The organism is Abiotrophia defectiva ATCC 49176 (assembly GCF_000160075.2).
Taxonomy (GTDB): Bacteria; Bacillota; Bacilli; order Lactobacillales; family Aerococcaceae; genus Abiotrophia; species Abiotrophia defectiva.
In genome coordinates, this window is record NZ_KI535340.1 from 1,086,116 (window position 1) to 1,099,572 (window position 13,457).

At 46.4% G+C, this 13,457-nt stretch carries 14 protein-coding genes; 13 read left to right on the plus strand and 1 reads right to left on the minus strand.

Going from position 1 to position 13,457, the window contains the following annotated elements; all coding sequences use genetic code 11:
• Nucleotides 1–68 precede the first annotated feature (68 nt).
• The 3 genes from GCWU000182_RS05010 (at nucleotide 69) to GCWU000182_RS05020 (ending at nucleotide 2,603) form a co-directional block, all read left to right on the plus strand.
• The gene (locus GCWU000182_RS05010) at nucleotides 69–725 is read left to right on the plus strand and encodes a response regulator transcription factor (protein WP_023391696.1); all 657 of its coding nucleotides are present in this window, start codon (nucleotides 69–71) and stop codon (nucleotides 723–725) included.
• Nucleotides 722–2,056: a sensor histidine kinase gene (locus GCWU000182_RS05015; RefSeq protein WP_023391697.1), complete on the plus strand. Its 1,335-nt coding sequence runs from the start codon at nucleotides 722–724 to the stop codon at nucleotides 2,054–2,056. Before GCWU000182_RS05010 ends, GCWU000182_RS05015 begins: the two co-directional genes overlap by 4 nt.
• Before the next feature lie 94 nt (nucleotides 2,057–2,150).
• On the plus strand, nucleotides 2,151–2,603 hold the full coding sequence (locus GCWU000182_RS05020; protein ID WP_035364134.1) for an HIT family protein: 453 nt from the start codon (nucleotides 2,151–2,153) through the stop codon (nucleotides 2,601–2,603).
• Between the two features lie 49 nt (nucleotides 2,604–2,652).
• Here the strand turns inward: GCWU000182_RS05020 and GCWU000182_RS05025 are convergent, their stop codons facing one another.
• Nucleotides 2,653–2,835, minus strand: a complete 183-nt coding sequence (locus tag GCWU000182_RS05025; protein ID WP_035364136.1) for a YdeI/OmpD-associated family protein — start codon at nucleotides 2,833–2,835, stop codon at nucleotides 2,653–2,655.
• Nucleotides 2,836–2,978: 143 nt separating this feature from the next.
• On the opposite strand from GCWU000182_RS05025, the gene GCWU000182_RS05030 reads away from it, so the two are divergent.
• The 10 genes from GCWU000182_RS05030 (at nucleotide 2,979) to GCWU000182_RS05075 (ending at nucleotide 13,412) form a co-directional block, all read left to right on the plus strand.
• Complete coding sequence (locus GCWU000182_RS05030; RefSeq protein ID WP_023391700.1) at nucleotides 2,979–3,374, plus strand: hypothetical protein; 396 nt, start codon at nucleotides 2,979–2,981, stop codon at nucleotides 3,372–3,374.
• A 414-nt stretch (nucleotides 3,375–3,788) separates the two neighbouring features.
• The gene (locus GCWU000182_RS05035) at nucleotides 3,789–5,081 is read left to right on the plus strand and encodes a DUF2130 domain-containing protein (RefSeq protein ID WP_023391702.1); all 1,293 of its coding nucleotides are present in this window, start codon (nucleotides 3,789–3,791) and stop codon (nucleotides 5,079–5,081) included.
• A 1-nt stretch (nucleotide 5,082) separates the two neighbouring features.
• Complete coding sequence (locus tag GCWU000182_RS05040; protein ID WP_023391703.1) at nucleotides 5,083–5,478, plus strand: hypothetical protein; 396 nt, start codon at nucleotides 5,083–5,085, stop codon at nucleotides 5,476–5,478.
• A gap of 1 nt (nucleotide 5,479) precedes the next feature.
• Nucleotides 5,480–5,815, plus strand: coding sequence for a TfoX/Sxy family protein (locus tag GCWU000182_RS05045; protein WP_023391704.1), 336 nt, complete (start codon nucleotides 5,480–5,482; stop codon nucleotides 5,813–5,815).
• Nucleotides 5,812–6,267, plus strand: a complete 456-nt coding sequence (locus GCWU000182_RS05050) for a GNAT family N-acetyltransferase (RefSeq protein WP_023391705.1) — start codon at nucleotides 5,812–5,814, stop codon at nucleotides 6,265–6,267. Before GCWU000182_RS05045 ends, GCWU000182_RS05050 begins: the two co-directional genes overlap by 4 nt.
• An 18-nt stretch (nucleotides 6,268–6,285) precedes the next feature.
• Nucleotides 6,286–6,765 (plus strand): GNAT family N-acetyltransferase, encoded by a 480-nt coding sequence (locus GCWU000182_RS05055; protein ID WP_023391706.1) that lies wholly within the window; start codon nucleotides 6,286–6,288, stop codon nucleotides 6,763–6,765.
• A gap of 18 nt (nucleotides 6,766–6,783) precedes the next feature.
• Nucleotides 6,784–8,127, plus strand: coding sequence for a low temperature requirement protein A (locus GCWU000182_RS05060; protein WP_023391707.1), 1,344 nt, complete (start codon nucleotides 6,784–6,786; stop codon nucleotides 8,125–8,127).
• Between the two features lie 33 nt (nucleotides 8,128–8,160).
• Complete coding sequence (locus GCWU000182_RS05065; RefSeq protein ID WP_023391708.1) at nucleotides 8,161–8,877, plus strand: response regulator transcription factor; 717 nt, start codon at nucleotides 8,161–8,163, stop codon at nucleotides 8,875–8,877.
• Nucleotides 8,877–9,773 carry a sensor histidine kinase gene (locus GCWU000182_RS05070; protein ID WP_023391709.1) on the plus strand — a complete coding sequence of 299 codons (897 nt, stop codon included), beginning with the start codon at nucleotides 8,877–8,879 and terminating at the stop codon, nucleotides 9,771–9,773. Before GCWU000182_RS05065 ends, GCWU000182_RS05070 begins: the two co-directional genes overlap by 1 nt.
• Nucleotides 9,774–9,815: 42 nt before the next feature.
• Entirely contained in the window at nucleotides 9,816–13,412 is a 3,597-nt protein-coding gene (locus GCWU000182_RS05075) for a P-loop NTPase family protein (RefSeq protein ID WP_023391710.1), read from the plus strand.
• Nucleotides 13,413–13,457: the final 45 nt, after the last annotated feature.

Below are 13,457 nucleotides of genomic sequence, written 5' to 3' on the forward strand. Positions count from 1 at the left end.
TGCGCAGGCTAATCCTACTTTCTATGGTATAATTGACTTAAGATTTTAATGTGAAAGGAAGTGCGCCCATGAATCTGATGATTGTAGAAGACGAAGCAGCCATCCGCGAAGGAGTCAGCGAATTTCTCCGCAGTCAAGGCTACTTTGTTTGGGAGGCGGCTGATGGCCAAGAAGCCCTGGACCTCTTTGGGGAGGTATCCGTGGATCTGGTCCTCTTAGATATTATGATGCCTAAGAAAAATGGCTTTGAAGTCTTAGCAGAAATCCGTAAAACCAGTACAGTGCCGGTCCTCATGTTGACAGCGGTAGCTGATGAAGAAGCCCAAATTAAGACCTTCGACTTGCTGGTGGATGGCTATATTCAGAAGCCTTTCTCCCTGGCCCTACTGGCTAAGCGCATTGAAGCCTTGCTCAAGCGCCATTACGGCGAGTTTGACATCTGGGAATACAAGGACAGCAAGGTCAACTTCTCCAGCTATGAAGCGACTTATAAGGGGGAAGTGGCGGATACCAAGCCTAAGGAGCTGGCAGTTCTCAAGCTCTTGCTGGACCACCAAGGCCAAGTCCTCAGTCGGGCGCAAATTCTCGACCATGTCTGGGCCAATCAGGATGATCCACCTTTTGACCGGGTAGTGGACGTCTATATCAAGCAATTGCGCAAAAACTTAGGATTGGATTGTATTGTCACGGTCAAAAATGTGGGCTATAAATTGGAGCTAAAATGAAACGACTAAGTTTATTTCCGAAAATTTTTATCTGGACCATCTCCATCTTGCTAGCCTTGGTGGCAGTGGCCCATCTCTCCATTTATTTGGTCTTTCCTCATTTCTATCTCAATGATCGCCAGACCGACTTGAGCCACAAGGCCGATGCCATGGTCCAAAACCTGGCCGAAGTAGAGGAAGCCGAAGTGGAGACAGCCCTGGAAGTCTATGCTAAGAATGAGGGCATTACAGCCTTTATGCAGCCACAAGGCTCGAGCTATACTAAGACTTTAGGCCGTAACCTCAACTATAATCAGGACAGTGACCAGAACTCGGTCATTATCGAAGAGCGGGAAGTGGTGACGCGGGATAAGAAACGCCTGCTAGTTCAGTTTGTTGCCACTACAGAAGTGGTCCGCCAGGCCACACGGGTGACCCTGACCTTGCTGCCTATGTCCCTGGGGGGCTCGGTGGCTTTGGCAGTGGTGGTAGCCTATGTCTACGCTCGCAGCCTGTCCCGGCCCCTCAGTCGTATGGCGGTCATGACTGGGCGCATGAAACAGTTGGACCGGACGGCCTTCTTTGCTAATATCCGCCAGGATGAGCTGGGCATGATGGAGCGACAAATCAACGAGCTCTATGGACATCTTTTAGCTGTTATTGATGAACTAGAAGAGAAGAACCAGCGCATGGTAGAGTTAGAGAAGCTCAAGGTCGACTTCCTGCGCAGTGCTTCCCACGAACTCAAGACGCCTTTGGCCGGTCTGCGAATTATGCTAGAAAATATGCGCTGGAAGGTAGGCAAGTATGCCGACCGGGACACTTATTTGGATGAGGCCATGCTCAAGGTCGACCAATTATCTGGCCTAGTCAAGGAAATTCTGGAACTCTCCAAGCTGCAAGAATGGCAGGCCGAGACAGGACCACTGGATGTGGCGACCATTGTGCCTCAGGTGCTGGCTGACTATGAAGTCCTGGCTCAGGCTCAGCACTTGAAGATTGACTATCAACTCGACCAGGCCACCCTGGCTATGAGTGAGTCAGCCTTCCGCAAGGTCTTCTCCAACCTCATGAGCAATGCGGTCCGCTACTCCACACCCGGCGGCACCATCCGCATCTATCGTGAGGGGCAGAAGCTAAGAATTGAGAATCCTTGTCAGCCTATGTCTGACCAAGCCCTTCAGTCAGCCTATGACATTTTTAGTCACCAGGACAGCGACCAGCAGGGCAATAAGGGGACCGGTTTGGGGCTCTATATGGTTCATAATCTGCTGGAAAATTATCATATTGCCCATGACTTCTATGCCATTGAAGGCGGCATGCGCTTTGAGCTGGAAGTGCTGGAGGATTAGAAAAGAAAAGCGCCCTAGGGCGCTTTTTTTGAATGGGAGAGTGACTTATGCTATAATTGGGTCAAAGCAATAGTGTAGTAAAGGAGCCTAGACCATGTGTTTAATTTGTCAACGAATTGAGATGATTAGGGAAGGCAGCAATCCTTACCTAGTCAAGGAACTGTCCACTGGCTATGTGGTCTTGGGTGACCACCAATACTTCAAGGGCTACACGCTCTTCCTAGCCAAGCAGCATGTGCGGGAGCTACATGACTTAGACCCTGAGACTAGGTTAGCCTTCCTGGCTGAAATGAGTCAGGTTCAAGAAGCGGTGGCCAAGGCCTTTGGGGCAGAGAAGATGAATGTCGAATTGCTAGGCAATGGCGATGCTCACCTACACTGGCATCTATTTCCACGTTGCGCCGGCGATATGGGGACCTACGGCCACCAGGGGAGCGGGCCCGTCTGGTGGGTGCCCTTTGAGGAAATGACGGATGAGGCAGTGCGACTGCAGGAGCCCGAGCTGTCCCAGATGCGCCAGACACTGCTAGAGGCCTTAGAACGATAAAGGCAAAAAAATACAGGCATCATGACAGAGATGCCTGTATTTTTTGATTTTATGGGGTTAATTGGTCAATCATCTTGGCCAGGCGACGCTCCTTAGTGACTTCCTGCTTGGCTTCGTTGAGGTACGTAAGCCATTCGGCTTGGTGACTAGGGGGTAGACTGAGAAAATGTTGTCTGACTGGCTCAGGTAGTAGCGGCGCTAGGCTTTGACTGGTGTAAGAACTTGTGGACATCTTCATCCTCCTCCTTTGCCTTTTAGTATAACAAGGGGCCTTAGGGCAAGCCAGAAAGAGGGCTTGAAAGCCTACAAATCTTGAATTTAAGGCCTAAAAATGCTATATTGAGACTATCCAAAACTAAAGGAGTGGATTCAACTATGGCAACACGGACAGTACTCTCTCGTGACGCGGCGCGTAACCTACGTGAGGGAGTCTATACAGATGGCGAGTTACAAGGTGTGATTCTAGAATTAGCAGAGGTGCAGGCGCGCCTAGACAAGAACTTTAAGTGGGTCATTATTATTATGGCGTTTCTGTTTGTAGCGGCAGGGGGGTTATACTTAAGCAAGCCGGGTACCGGTTTTGGGTCTACCCTTTCATCCCTTGTCGGTTTTCTTGGTGCAGGGCTTATTGCTCTCTTCTACATTCATTTCCGTTATACGACGCCAGTCAAACGGGCTTTTCTGCGTAACTTGCGCAAGGGCTATCCGGATCAATATGACCACTATGCTTCGCTCTTCCATAGTTACGTGGAAGAAGCTAAAAATAATTAAAAAATAGACTTGCTTAGTTGCAAGTTGCCAATGGCGGTAGTGATACCGCCATTTTTTATGTCTTCGCTTGATTGTCAACCGGCGGCCTTGCGCCCAATCTTTAGCTAGGAGCGCCTAGGATGCTGGGCCTATGAGTGGCCTTGGAGCGGAGCGACTTAGGCCACCATAGACCAGCAAAGTGGAAGACAGCTGCAGGCTGGCTGAAGCCGGTCCCGCTCCCTAGCCAAGATTGGCTAAGCAAGGCCAGAGGTTGAGACCTCACTAAACTGACACCAAGCCCTTTACAAGTTTGGCGCTTACAATTCACGAATAATAGGCAGGCGCCCCTTGTCCAAGGCTAGCTCCCACTACAAGCCGGGGGCTTTTTTTGTTATAATAGAGGAGACAAAGTGATGAAAGGAGTCCCCGTTTTATATGAAAGAAATCCAGTGTCCCCATTGCGGGACCCACTTTACCATTAATGAAACCCAATATAGCGAGTTGCTGGCCCAGGTGCGGACGGCTGAATTTGATGCCGAAGTGCAAGCTCGCCTTCATCAGGCCCTAGACTTGGCCGAGCAGCGCTATCAGAACCAGGAGCAGGCTTTGCGGGCCCAGAAGGACCAGGAACTGAGTCAGCTGCAACATCAAATCCAACAATTTGAAACGGAGAAGGCCCTGATTCAAAAGGAAACCGAGACCGCCCTCCAAGGCCAGTTGACGGCCAAGGATCAGGCCATTCAAGCTCTGGAATTCCAGCTCAAGCAGGCTCAGTTGGAGCATCAACAAGCCCTGCAAGCGGCCAAGACCCAGTTGGAGAAGGAACGCGATGCGGTCGCCAACCAGCTAGCCTTGCAAGAGAAGGAAGCCCAGCTGTCCCGCAAGGCTGATCAAGAGAAGTACGAATTGGAGCTGCGCAAGAAGGACGAAACCATTGAGTTTTACAAGGACTTCAAGGCCAAGCAGTCCACCAAGATGATTGGCGAGAGCCTGGAACAGCACTGCGAGTATGAATTTAACCGTAACCGCATGGGTATGTTTCCCAAGGCACAGTTCGGTAAGGACAATGATGCGCGGACGGGGTCCAAGGGGGACTATATCTACCGCGAGTATGATGACCAGGGTGTCGAAATCCTCTCCATTATGTTTGAGATGAAGAACGAAGGCGACGATACTGCCAGCAAGAAGAAGAACGAGCAATTCTTCAAGGAGCTAGATAAGGACCGGCGGGAGAAGGGCTGCGAGTATGCCATTCTAGTTAGTCTGTTGGAAGCCGACAATGAGCTCTATAATAGCGGGATTGTCGATGTGTCCTATGTCTACGACAAGATGTATGTCATCCGGCCGCAATTCTTCCTGCCTATGATTACCCTCCTGCGCAATGCGGCCATGAATGCCCTCCATTACAAGCAGGAACTGGCCCAGATGCGGGAGCAGAATATTGACATTACCCATTTTGAAGAAGACCTCAACGCCTTCAAAGTGGCCTTTGCCAAAAACTATAACTCGGCCAGCAACAACTTCGCCAAGGCCATCGAGGAAATCGACAAGGCCATCAAGCGCATGGAGGCCGTGAAAACGGCCCTGCTGACCAGCGAGAACCAACTACGCCTGGCCAACAACAAGCTGGACGATGTCAGCGTTAAGAAGTTGACCCGTAAGAACCCAACCATGAAGGCCAAATTCCAGGCCTTGGACCAAGCCAAGGATCAGACAGAGGAGGGATAAGGTGTTAGAAGGACTCAGAAGTTTAGGGGCAGTTAAGATTGATCTGCCCACTATCGCCGAAGATAGCGTAGAGTTACGCCTCTTGCCCCATTTGGTGCCAGACAGCCGGCAGGTCAGCCAGGACTATCTGGACCAAATCCTCAACCAACTCTATAAGGTCGGCGACTGGTATGCTTATGCCCAGACCGTCCTCCAGTCCGAGGATGCCACTTACGGCTACCTCAAGACTCTCTACATCGCCTGGGCGCCGGGAGAAGAGCCTGGCCGTCTAGGTCTGGCCTTCCAAGTCCCAAGCGACCTGGCCGGGCGAGGCATGGTCTTGACGACTGAGCCTCTTGAGCTAGAAGCCTATGGCAATCTGACCTACCTTAAGGACTATCTGAAAGGAGGGAACTAAGATGGCTACCAGTCCGGATTATCTAGCCTTTATATTAGACCTTTGCCAGCATGATCCAGATGTTACTAGTCGGGCCATGATGGGCGAGTACCTGCTCTACTATCAAGGCAAATTAGTGGGTGGTCTCTACGATAACCGCCTGCTAGTCAAGCCGGTGCCTGCCGCCCTATCCTACCTAGCCAAAGAAGCCAATGTCCTTCCTTATCCGGGTGCCAAGCCCATGATTGAGGTGGAGGACCTAGAGGAATCAGGCTATGTCCTAGCTTTGTTTGAAGCCATGTGGCCTGAATTACCGGCCCCCAAGCCTAAGAAAAAGCCAAAGGGGGACAAGCCATGATTCAATTAGTGCAAGCAGGTCAAGACCGCTCACAACTAGTAGCCAAGGTCTTGGCCGACCTACCTGAATGGTTTGGTCTGCCCGACTCCACCCAGGAATACATTGACCAGGCCAGCGACCGGGTCTGCTTTCAAGCTGGGGAGGGCTGGGGCTTTATCACCCTCCAAGAAACTTCCCCTGTCTGTCTGGAAATTCACTGCATGGGCGTCCTCAAAGCCCATCAGGGCCAGGGCCTGGGGCGACAACTCATGGCTGCGGCCGAGCACTATGCTATCAGCCAGGGCTATCATTATCTGCAGGTCAAGACGGTGGCCCCGGGCCATTATGAGGCTTATGATGCCACTAATGCCTTCTACCAGGCCTGTGGCTACGAGGCCATTGAAGTCTTCCCGGATCTCTGGGATGAATGGAATCCCTGCTTACTTCGACTCAAGTATCTCAAGACCAATTAATAAAATGAGGTGAATGTCATGTTAGAAACCAAACGCGTTTCAGTGATTCAATTAGTGCAAGCAGGTCAAGACCGCTCACAACTAGTGGCCAAGGTCTTAGCCGACCTGCCTGAATGGTTTGGTCTGCCAGACTCTACCCAGGAATACATTGACCAAGCCAGCGACCGGGTCTGCTTTCAAGCAGGGGAGGGCTGGGGCTTTATCACCCTCCAAGAAACGTCGCCTGTCTGTCTGGAAATTCACTGCATGGGCGTCCTCAAGGCCCATCAGGGCCAGGGACTAGGCCGCCAGCTCATGGCTGCGGCCGAGCACTATGCGATCAGCCAGGGCTATCATTATCTGCAGGTCAAGACGGTAGCGCCCGGTTACTATGAGGCTTATGATGCCACCAATGCCTTCTACCAGGCTTGTGGCTATGAGGCCATAGAAATCTTCCCGGATCTCTGGGATGAATGGAATCCCTGCTTACTTCGACTCAAATATCTCAAAACCAATTAATAAAATGAGGTGAATGCCATGTTAGAAACCAAACGCGTTTCAGTTTTAGAAATTTTTTATGATTTTGTTTTTGTTACCGGCCTGTTCACTCTGCTCTATATGTTAGCAGATATTACCAAGTATCCCCTGGAGACCAACCTGATCTGGCGTTTTGCCCTGACCCTGTCGGTCATTCTCTATGTCTGGTTCAGCCAAGCCGCTTACAACAATCGTTACTTGAAGGAAGGGCCCCTGGACTATGTCTGTCATTTCTTCGATATGACCGTTTTCCTCTTCCTCTTTAAAGGCAATACGGCTTCTTGGAAGGATAGCTGGGTCCTCTTGTCAGCATGCCTGGCCTTCCTCAGCCTCAGTTTGGCCCTACGCTACGGCCTTCAATGGCTCAAGGCCCAGGACGACCAGAACAAATACTTTGCTGCTAGTCATGGCTTGATTTTCTTGGCTCAAGGGGTCTTGCTTCTGCTGGGCACCAAGTTGCCTTATGAATGGGGCGTCGCTGCTTTGGTAGTAGCAATTCTAGCTGGCTGGTTAGCGCCATTTTACTTTTTGCGTGACCGCCAAGTGCCAGCCCTGGACTTCGACCGGTTGAAGGACCGTACTTCGCTCATGACCATGATGTACTCAGCCGGCTTGGTTGTCCTCAGCTTGGGTACCTTCCTATCTCTGGAGACGACCACCTTACTAGGTCTTATCCTCGTTGCCTGCCTCGTTCTCCACTATAAGGTTCAAATCGACCGGGTGCCGCAAGGGGCCGACCAGTCAGCTGCTGGCTTTATTTACAGCCACTATGTGATTATGATTGGCTTGAGTCTTGTCATTATTGCCTTGGGTGGCTTTATGACCCCTTATGTGCGCATCAGTCATATTGTGGACCTAAGCTATGCCGGCTTGGCTGTTTACTATCTGGGCATTCTCTTACTGAGCTTTAAGAGAAAGCCTGAATTCTTGGGTGGCTTTGCTACATGGAAAATCTATCTACCTCTCTTAGTGGGATGGATCCTATCCTTGCGTTCACCTGCCACAGACGACGTGGAATTAGTCCGTCTAGTAGTGGTGGTTGGCTTGATTTTTGCCGGCCAAGTATACTTGCTTAAGAAGCCAGAACAAGAGCCAGTGCCCGTCTTAGAAGGGGCGCCAGTTGAGGGTGACCAAGGTCAAGCACTAGAGGCGACTGAAGAAACACCTGTAACAGAAGTGGCTAAAGAAGCTGAGCCTGTAGCAGAAGTGGCTGAAGAAGTAGCGCTTGAAACTGAACCTGCTGAATCAGAAGCTGACGCAGCTCAAGTGCCGGCAGCTCAAACACCTGAATCGCAAGACCAAGCAGACCTACAAGCTGAAAGTCCGGCTCCAAGCCAAGACTAAACTTTAGTAAGACCCGCATGAAAGGAGGCCGCTATGGCACGCCTATTGATTATCGAAGATAACCAGGACATCCATGCCCTGATTAAGCAGTCCCTGGGCCAGGAACATGAACTGGTCTCTGCCTTTGCCGGGACCGAGGGGCTGCTTTACTGCCAGTCCCAGCCGGTGGATTTGGTTCTGCTGGACTATATGTTGCCGGGCATGAATGGCCAGGCGGTCCTGGAGGCCATTCGGGCCTTCAGCCAGGTGCCGGTCATTATGCTGACGGCCTTGGGAGATAAGAAGCTGATTAGTCAGATGCTGCTGGCTGGGGCCAATGACTACATGGTCAAGCCCTTCGACTTCGAGGAGCTCTATGCCCGGGTGGCCGTCCAGTTGCGGACAGCCGGCCATGAGGCGGGCGCTAGCAGTCAGCCAAGCCAGGCGATTACCCGTCTAGGCCAGCTAGAACTCAAACCTGATAGCTTTGAAATCAGTCGGGAGGGCCAAGCAGTCCGCCTGTCTAAAAAGGAATTTGGCATTCTAACTACCTTGCTAGGCGAGCCCCAGCGGATTTTTACCAAGGAGCTGCTCTATGAATTGGTCTGGCAGGATGCCTTCATTCCGGGCGACAATACCCTTAACACTCACCTGTCCAACCTGCGCAAGAAAATCAGCCAGCTGGATGATAGCCAGGATTATATTGAGACAGTCTGGGGTCTGGGGGTCCGCCTAGCTCAAGGCGTCCGGCCAGGAGGGGAGGCGACCTAATGTTGGGAATTATCTTGGGCCTAGGCCTCTGTCTGCTAGGGACCATCCTCTATTTATTTCATCAAACCTACACCGTCCGCCAGCTGACCCGGCAGATTGAGACCAAGCGCCAGACCAAATCCCAAGGGCGCCTGCGTCTCAGCCAGCAGAGTCGAACTTTAGTGGACTTGAGCCAGGCTGTCCAAGAAGTCTTCAAGGACCAGGAAGCCGAGCGGCTCACCAGCCAACAGGAGCGGCGGGATTTGGACCAGGCCATCAGCAATATTGCCCACGATATCCGGACCCCGCTGACCATTGCCTCGGGTTATACCCAGCAGGCCCTTAAGCAGGTCAAAGCCCAAGAGCTACCCGATGTCCAGGCCTTGGAAAAGGTCCATCAGCAACTCAAGCAGGTTTCAGGTCGGCTAGAGGCCCTCTTGGACTATCGCCGGGTCTTGGAGCACGAGGTCAAGCCAAGCTTTGCGCGCGTGGATGTCCATCAGCTCTTGTTGGAGACGGCCTTGACCTACTATGAATCCTTCCAAAGAGCGGGGCTTAGCGTCGACTTGGACCTGGCGCCAGGGCCTATCTGGCTAGAGACCGACCCAGAACTTCTGGTGAGGGTCCTGCAGAACCTGCTAGGCAACTTGCTTAAACATGGCAAGGGTCAGGGGCGAATTAGCCTGAGCCTCCAAGCAGGCCAGCTGCAAATTCGCCTCGATAACCAGATGGCCCAGCCCATCCAGCAGGTCCGCTACTTGACCAAGCGCTTCTATTCAGAGAACCTGTCAGAAGTCGAGTCTTCTTCTGGCCTGGGGCTCTATATTAGTCAGCAAGTAATCCAATTACTAGGTGGGAATCTTCTATTGAGTAGTAAGAATCTAGATTTTTCTGTAATAATTTTACTCCCTAAATAATAGGATATATAGATTTACATTAACTATAATGGAGATGCACATATGTCACTGATAAATACGATTGAGAATAAAATTAAAGAGCTGAGTGGAGGTAAATTTCAGAAACTATGTGATGCTTTTTTAGCGAAAAAGTTTCCGGACTATAAACTTATCGCATTAGGATCACAAGAAGGAACAAATAAGCCCACAAAAGGAATTCCAGATACTTATTTAGTACTTCCGAACGGTAAGCAAATTTTTGTGATGTATGGGACTCATGCACAAGTAAAAAAGAAAATATCGGGGGATATTAAGTCAGTAAAAGAAAAGATTGAAAAACTCGGCTTAGGTACTGAGCAGATAGAGAAAATAATATGTTGTCATACGAGCTCAAATATTGGGCCTGAGAAGAAAAAGAAATTTGAAGAAGAAGCAAGCCCTTATGAATTAGAATTGATTGGTATCAATGAGATTGCAAATACGTTATGCTATAATATTGGTTATCATTACATTGCTAGAGATTTTTTAGGGGTGAGTGAATCTACTGATCAAGTATGGGATATTGAAAGTTTCATAAAAATACATGATCATAGTAAAACTAATGCGCCTATTTCAAATGATTATTTAGGTGGGAGCGTAGACAATTACGTATCTTTAATAGAATCGGATATTCAAGTTTTACTAATAGCTGATAATGCTGGAGTAGGCAAAACAAGACTGGGAATTGAAATATGTAAAGAATTGGAGAAAAAAGGATACATTGTACTATGTATAAAAAGCAACGGACAGGCGACTTATCAAGACCTTAAGAGATTTATTGACGGAGGCAAAGATACAGTAGTTTTCATTGATGATGTCAATTTGGTATCGGATTATGAGGCAGTTATTGCATTACTGAATTTTGATGAAAAAATAAAATTTATCGTAACCTGTAGATCGTATTCCAGAGAATCTATTGAGCCATATCTTAAGAAATATCAATATATGGAAATCTCTGTAAAAGAATTGGGGTTAGATGAAAGAAAAGATTTGATTAGGCAATTTTCGAACGATAATATTCATTCAAAGACTATTCAAGATCTTATTGAGGCCGGACAAAACAATCCTCGATTATTGGTTTTGGCTGCAATTTTATCGAAAAAGGAAAAATCGAAGAAATATGCGAATTGTTATGAGATATTGAGGGATTACTATGAGGAGATTCTATCGTCAAGCGAAGTAGATTCTGGAGACCTAAATGTCTTGTTCATTGTGTATTTTCTAAATCGGCTTAAGTATAAGGATAGAAAAGAAAATGTAGTTTATTCTAAATTAGCAGACTTATTTCAAGTGAATGATTTAGAGGTAGAAGATCGAATCAAAGGACTCTATAAAAAGGAACTTATTGATATTCACAGTGAGTACATTTGCAAGATTGCGGATCAAACCTTAGGTGATTATGTAGTGCTCAAGTACTTGAGTACTAGCAAAAATGCTATTAGCGGCCTATTTGAAATATTATATAGCATTGATAGAAAGCGTTTTGTAGAAATGCTAGCTCAGTCTCAAATATATTATAAAGATAATCAATTTTGGAATGCCGTTCAGAGGGGAGCGGCTACTTACTACTCCAAGATACCGAATGATGATTGTGAGGCTCAAGAAGAGTTTCTGTTGTCTTTTGGTTCTTTGGTACCGTACGAAACAATTAAATTTGTTAATAAAGCTATTTTGCAGGCGAATAAAGAACTAGTGCAAGTTCCTATAACTATTGAACAGATAGCGAACAAGAATAATTCAGTTCGAGATAAACTACTCAGACTGTTAAGCACATTAATTGAGACTGGTCACATTAAGGTCTCGTTGCAACTCTTATTTGGATACTTAAGTAATAAACCAAGTATAGTTAATCAGATTTTTAAAGTATTAGTCAATTGCTTTAACTCTCTCCTGAAGAATGGCGGAGACTATTCTTTTATGGGAGAAGTCATAGAAATCTTAAGTAATACTAATGAGATTGATGTAAAAAATATAACAAGCCTCAGTGTTGTAGTATACGAAGATTTTTTAAAACTATATCGAGAAAGCGTTGTATTAACAGAAAGTTGTTTTTCGCATATTGCATACACACTTCCTGAAAATGAGCTTATCATAGAATATAGAGAAAAGATATTTGAGAATCTGAACAATATATATATGTTTTGTGGGGCAGAGCATGAAAAGTACATTATCAATCTGCTGCTGAAGTATAGTGAAGACAGTAAAAAATATCTAGTATCTCATTCTAAGACGATTAAATCTGATTTGGCAAAGATAAGAAGCACATTTTTCTGTGAGATGCAAAATCTTTCTGTGTTAGAAGAAAAGGCACTATATCAACTATGTGAGTTATCCAATCAAATTGGTAGCAACGCTTTTGAAGGATATGAAGTTTCAGAGCGTCAAAAGGTTTACGGAATTATTTCGTCTCGTAGTTTAGCATATCCATATAAGCCTAAGCATGAGGAAGAAATCGCCCGGATTGCAAATGAGTATGAGGGAGAATGGGAACCATTTTTCGTAAACCTAAAGCTAATAACCGACGTAGATGAAATGCTCTCTGGTAATAATGTTGAAAATGTGTTGTATAATCTATATAAAAATTTGCCGTTTTTAGAACAATGTAGATTTATCCAAGCTATGTTAAAAGCAAATTATAGGCCATTCGGATTACAACCGTCCGACTTTTTACGTGAGGTTTCCCCTCTTAACTATAGCGATCTATTAAGCTTTATACCAGATTTGCATAAAACTGAATGGCGGTTAGCTACTCTCGTAATGGCAAAAGAGGTCACAAAAGAACAATACGACAGCCTCATTGAGCTATTGAAGGATTATTCAGTCCCATTGTACTATTCGATTATCTCTTTTTTGAAATTTGAAGAGTTCTGTCCAGGTTTACTATCAAAAGGTATTCTGAAATCTGATTCTGAATATTTTTGGATACCAAATTATATACGTGATGAAGAGGCTATACAAATAGTAAAAGTTATTAATTATGACATCTTGGAGAGTCTCTATTTTTCGAATCTAGATAAACCTATAGATGAATCTTGCTCCTTACTTGGCTTATTGATCAAACATAATCTAAGCTTTGGACTTGAGGTACTTAAGGAACTATATAAAAACGAGACTCTTAACGGACAAATATTGGAGAGCATTCTTTACCGACTAAAAAATTATGAGTTCTTTGACGAATTAATTATGGGGTTTGCTCTTTATATTATAAGAGAGGGCGATTTACTATTTTACTATAATAATACGTGTCTGAAAAAGCTGTTAAAGAATAGACAGGATTTAATATTGGAATTATTAAGTAGATCTTCGGATGAAGAAGAGTTTATAAAAGTAATTAATATAGGTACTGAAGTTTTAGATCCAAATGATATGATAAGTGCATATAATCTCATGAAAGATAGAGGATACGGTCTATCAACGTACATGAAGATTCATTTTCATAAGTATTCTACTAGTTGGAATGGAAGCCAAATTCCGGTTTTAGAAAAACAAATTAGCCGACTAGAGATGATAAGATACATATTTTCTGACGATATTAGATATATTAATCTTGTAAGTCGAATTGAGAAATCAATAGGTGCTTTTCAAAATGAAATTTTACTCGAAAAGGAAAGAGAATTCTAACTAGCGATAATAGAGTGTTGATAAATTGAAGCCTATGTAAGCTGA

Bases quoted from the DNA above. Each gene is read 5' to 3' on its own strand.
- GCWU000182_RS05010 (WP_023391696.1), top strand. From the start codon at position 69: ATGAATCTGATGATTGTAGAAGACGAAGCAGCCATCCGCGAAGGAGTC.
- GCWU000182_RS05015 (WP_023391697.1), top strand. From the start codon at position 722: ATGAAACGACTAAGTTTATTTCCGAAAATTTTTATCTGGACCATCTCC.
- GCWU000182_RS05020 (WP_035364134.1), top strand. From the start codon at position 2,151: ATGTGTTTAATTTGTCAACGAATTGAGATGATTAGGGAAGGCAGCAAT.
- GCWU000182_RS05025 (WP_035364136.1), bottom strand. From the start codon at position 2,835: ATGTCCACAAGTTCTTACACCAGTCAAAGCCTAGCGCCGCTACTACCT.
- GCWU000182_RS05030 (WP_023391700.1), top strand. From the start codon at position 2,979: ATGGCAACACGGACAGTACTCTCTCGTGACGCGGCGCGTAACCTACGT.
- GCWU000182_RS05035 (WP_023391702.1), top strand. From the start codon at position 3,789: ATGAAAGAAATCCAGTGTCCCCATTGCGGGACCCACTTTACCATTAAT.
- GCWU000182_RS05045 (WP_023391704.1), top strand. From the start codon at position 5,480: ATGGCTACCAGTCCGGATTATCTAGCCTTTATATTAGACCTTTGCCAG.
- GCWU000182_RS05050 (WP_023391705.1), top strand. From the start codon at position 5,812: ATGATTCAATTAGTGCAAGCAGGTCAAGACCGCTCACAACTAGTAGCC.
- GCWU000182_RS05055 (WP_023391706.1), top strand. From the start codon at position 6,286: ATGTTAGAAACCAAACGCGTTTCAGTGATTCAATTAGTGCAAGCAGGT.
- GCWU000182_RS05060 (WP_023391707.1), top strand. From the start codon at position 6,784: ATGTTAGAAACCAAACGCGTTTCAGTTTTAGAAATTTTTTATGATTTT.
- GCWU000182_RS05065 (WP_023391708.1), top strand. From the start codon at position 8,161: ATGGCACGCCTATTGATTATCGAAGATAACCAGGACATCCATGCCCTG.
- GCWU000182_RS05070 (WP_023391709.1), top strand. From the start codon at position 8,877: ATGTTGGGAATTATCTTGGGCCTAGGCCTCTGTCTGCTAGGGACCATC.
- GCWU000182_RS05075 (WP_023391710.1), top strand. From the start codon at position 9,816: ATGTCACTGATAAATACGATTGAGAATAAAATTAAAGAGCTGAGTGGA.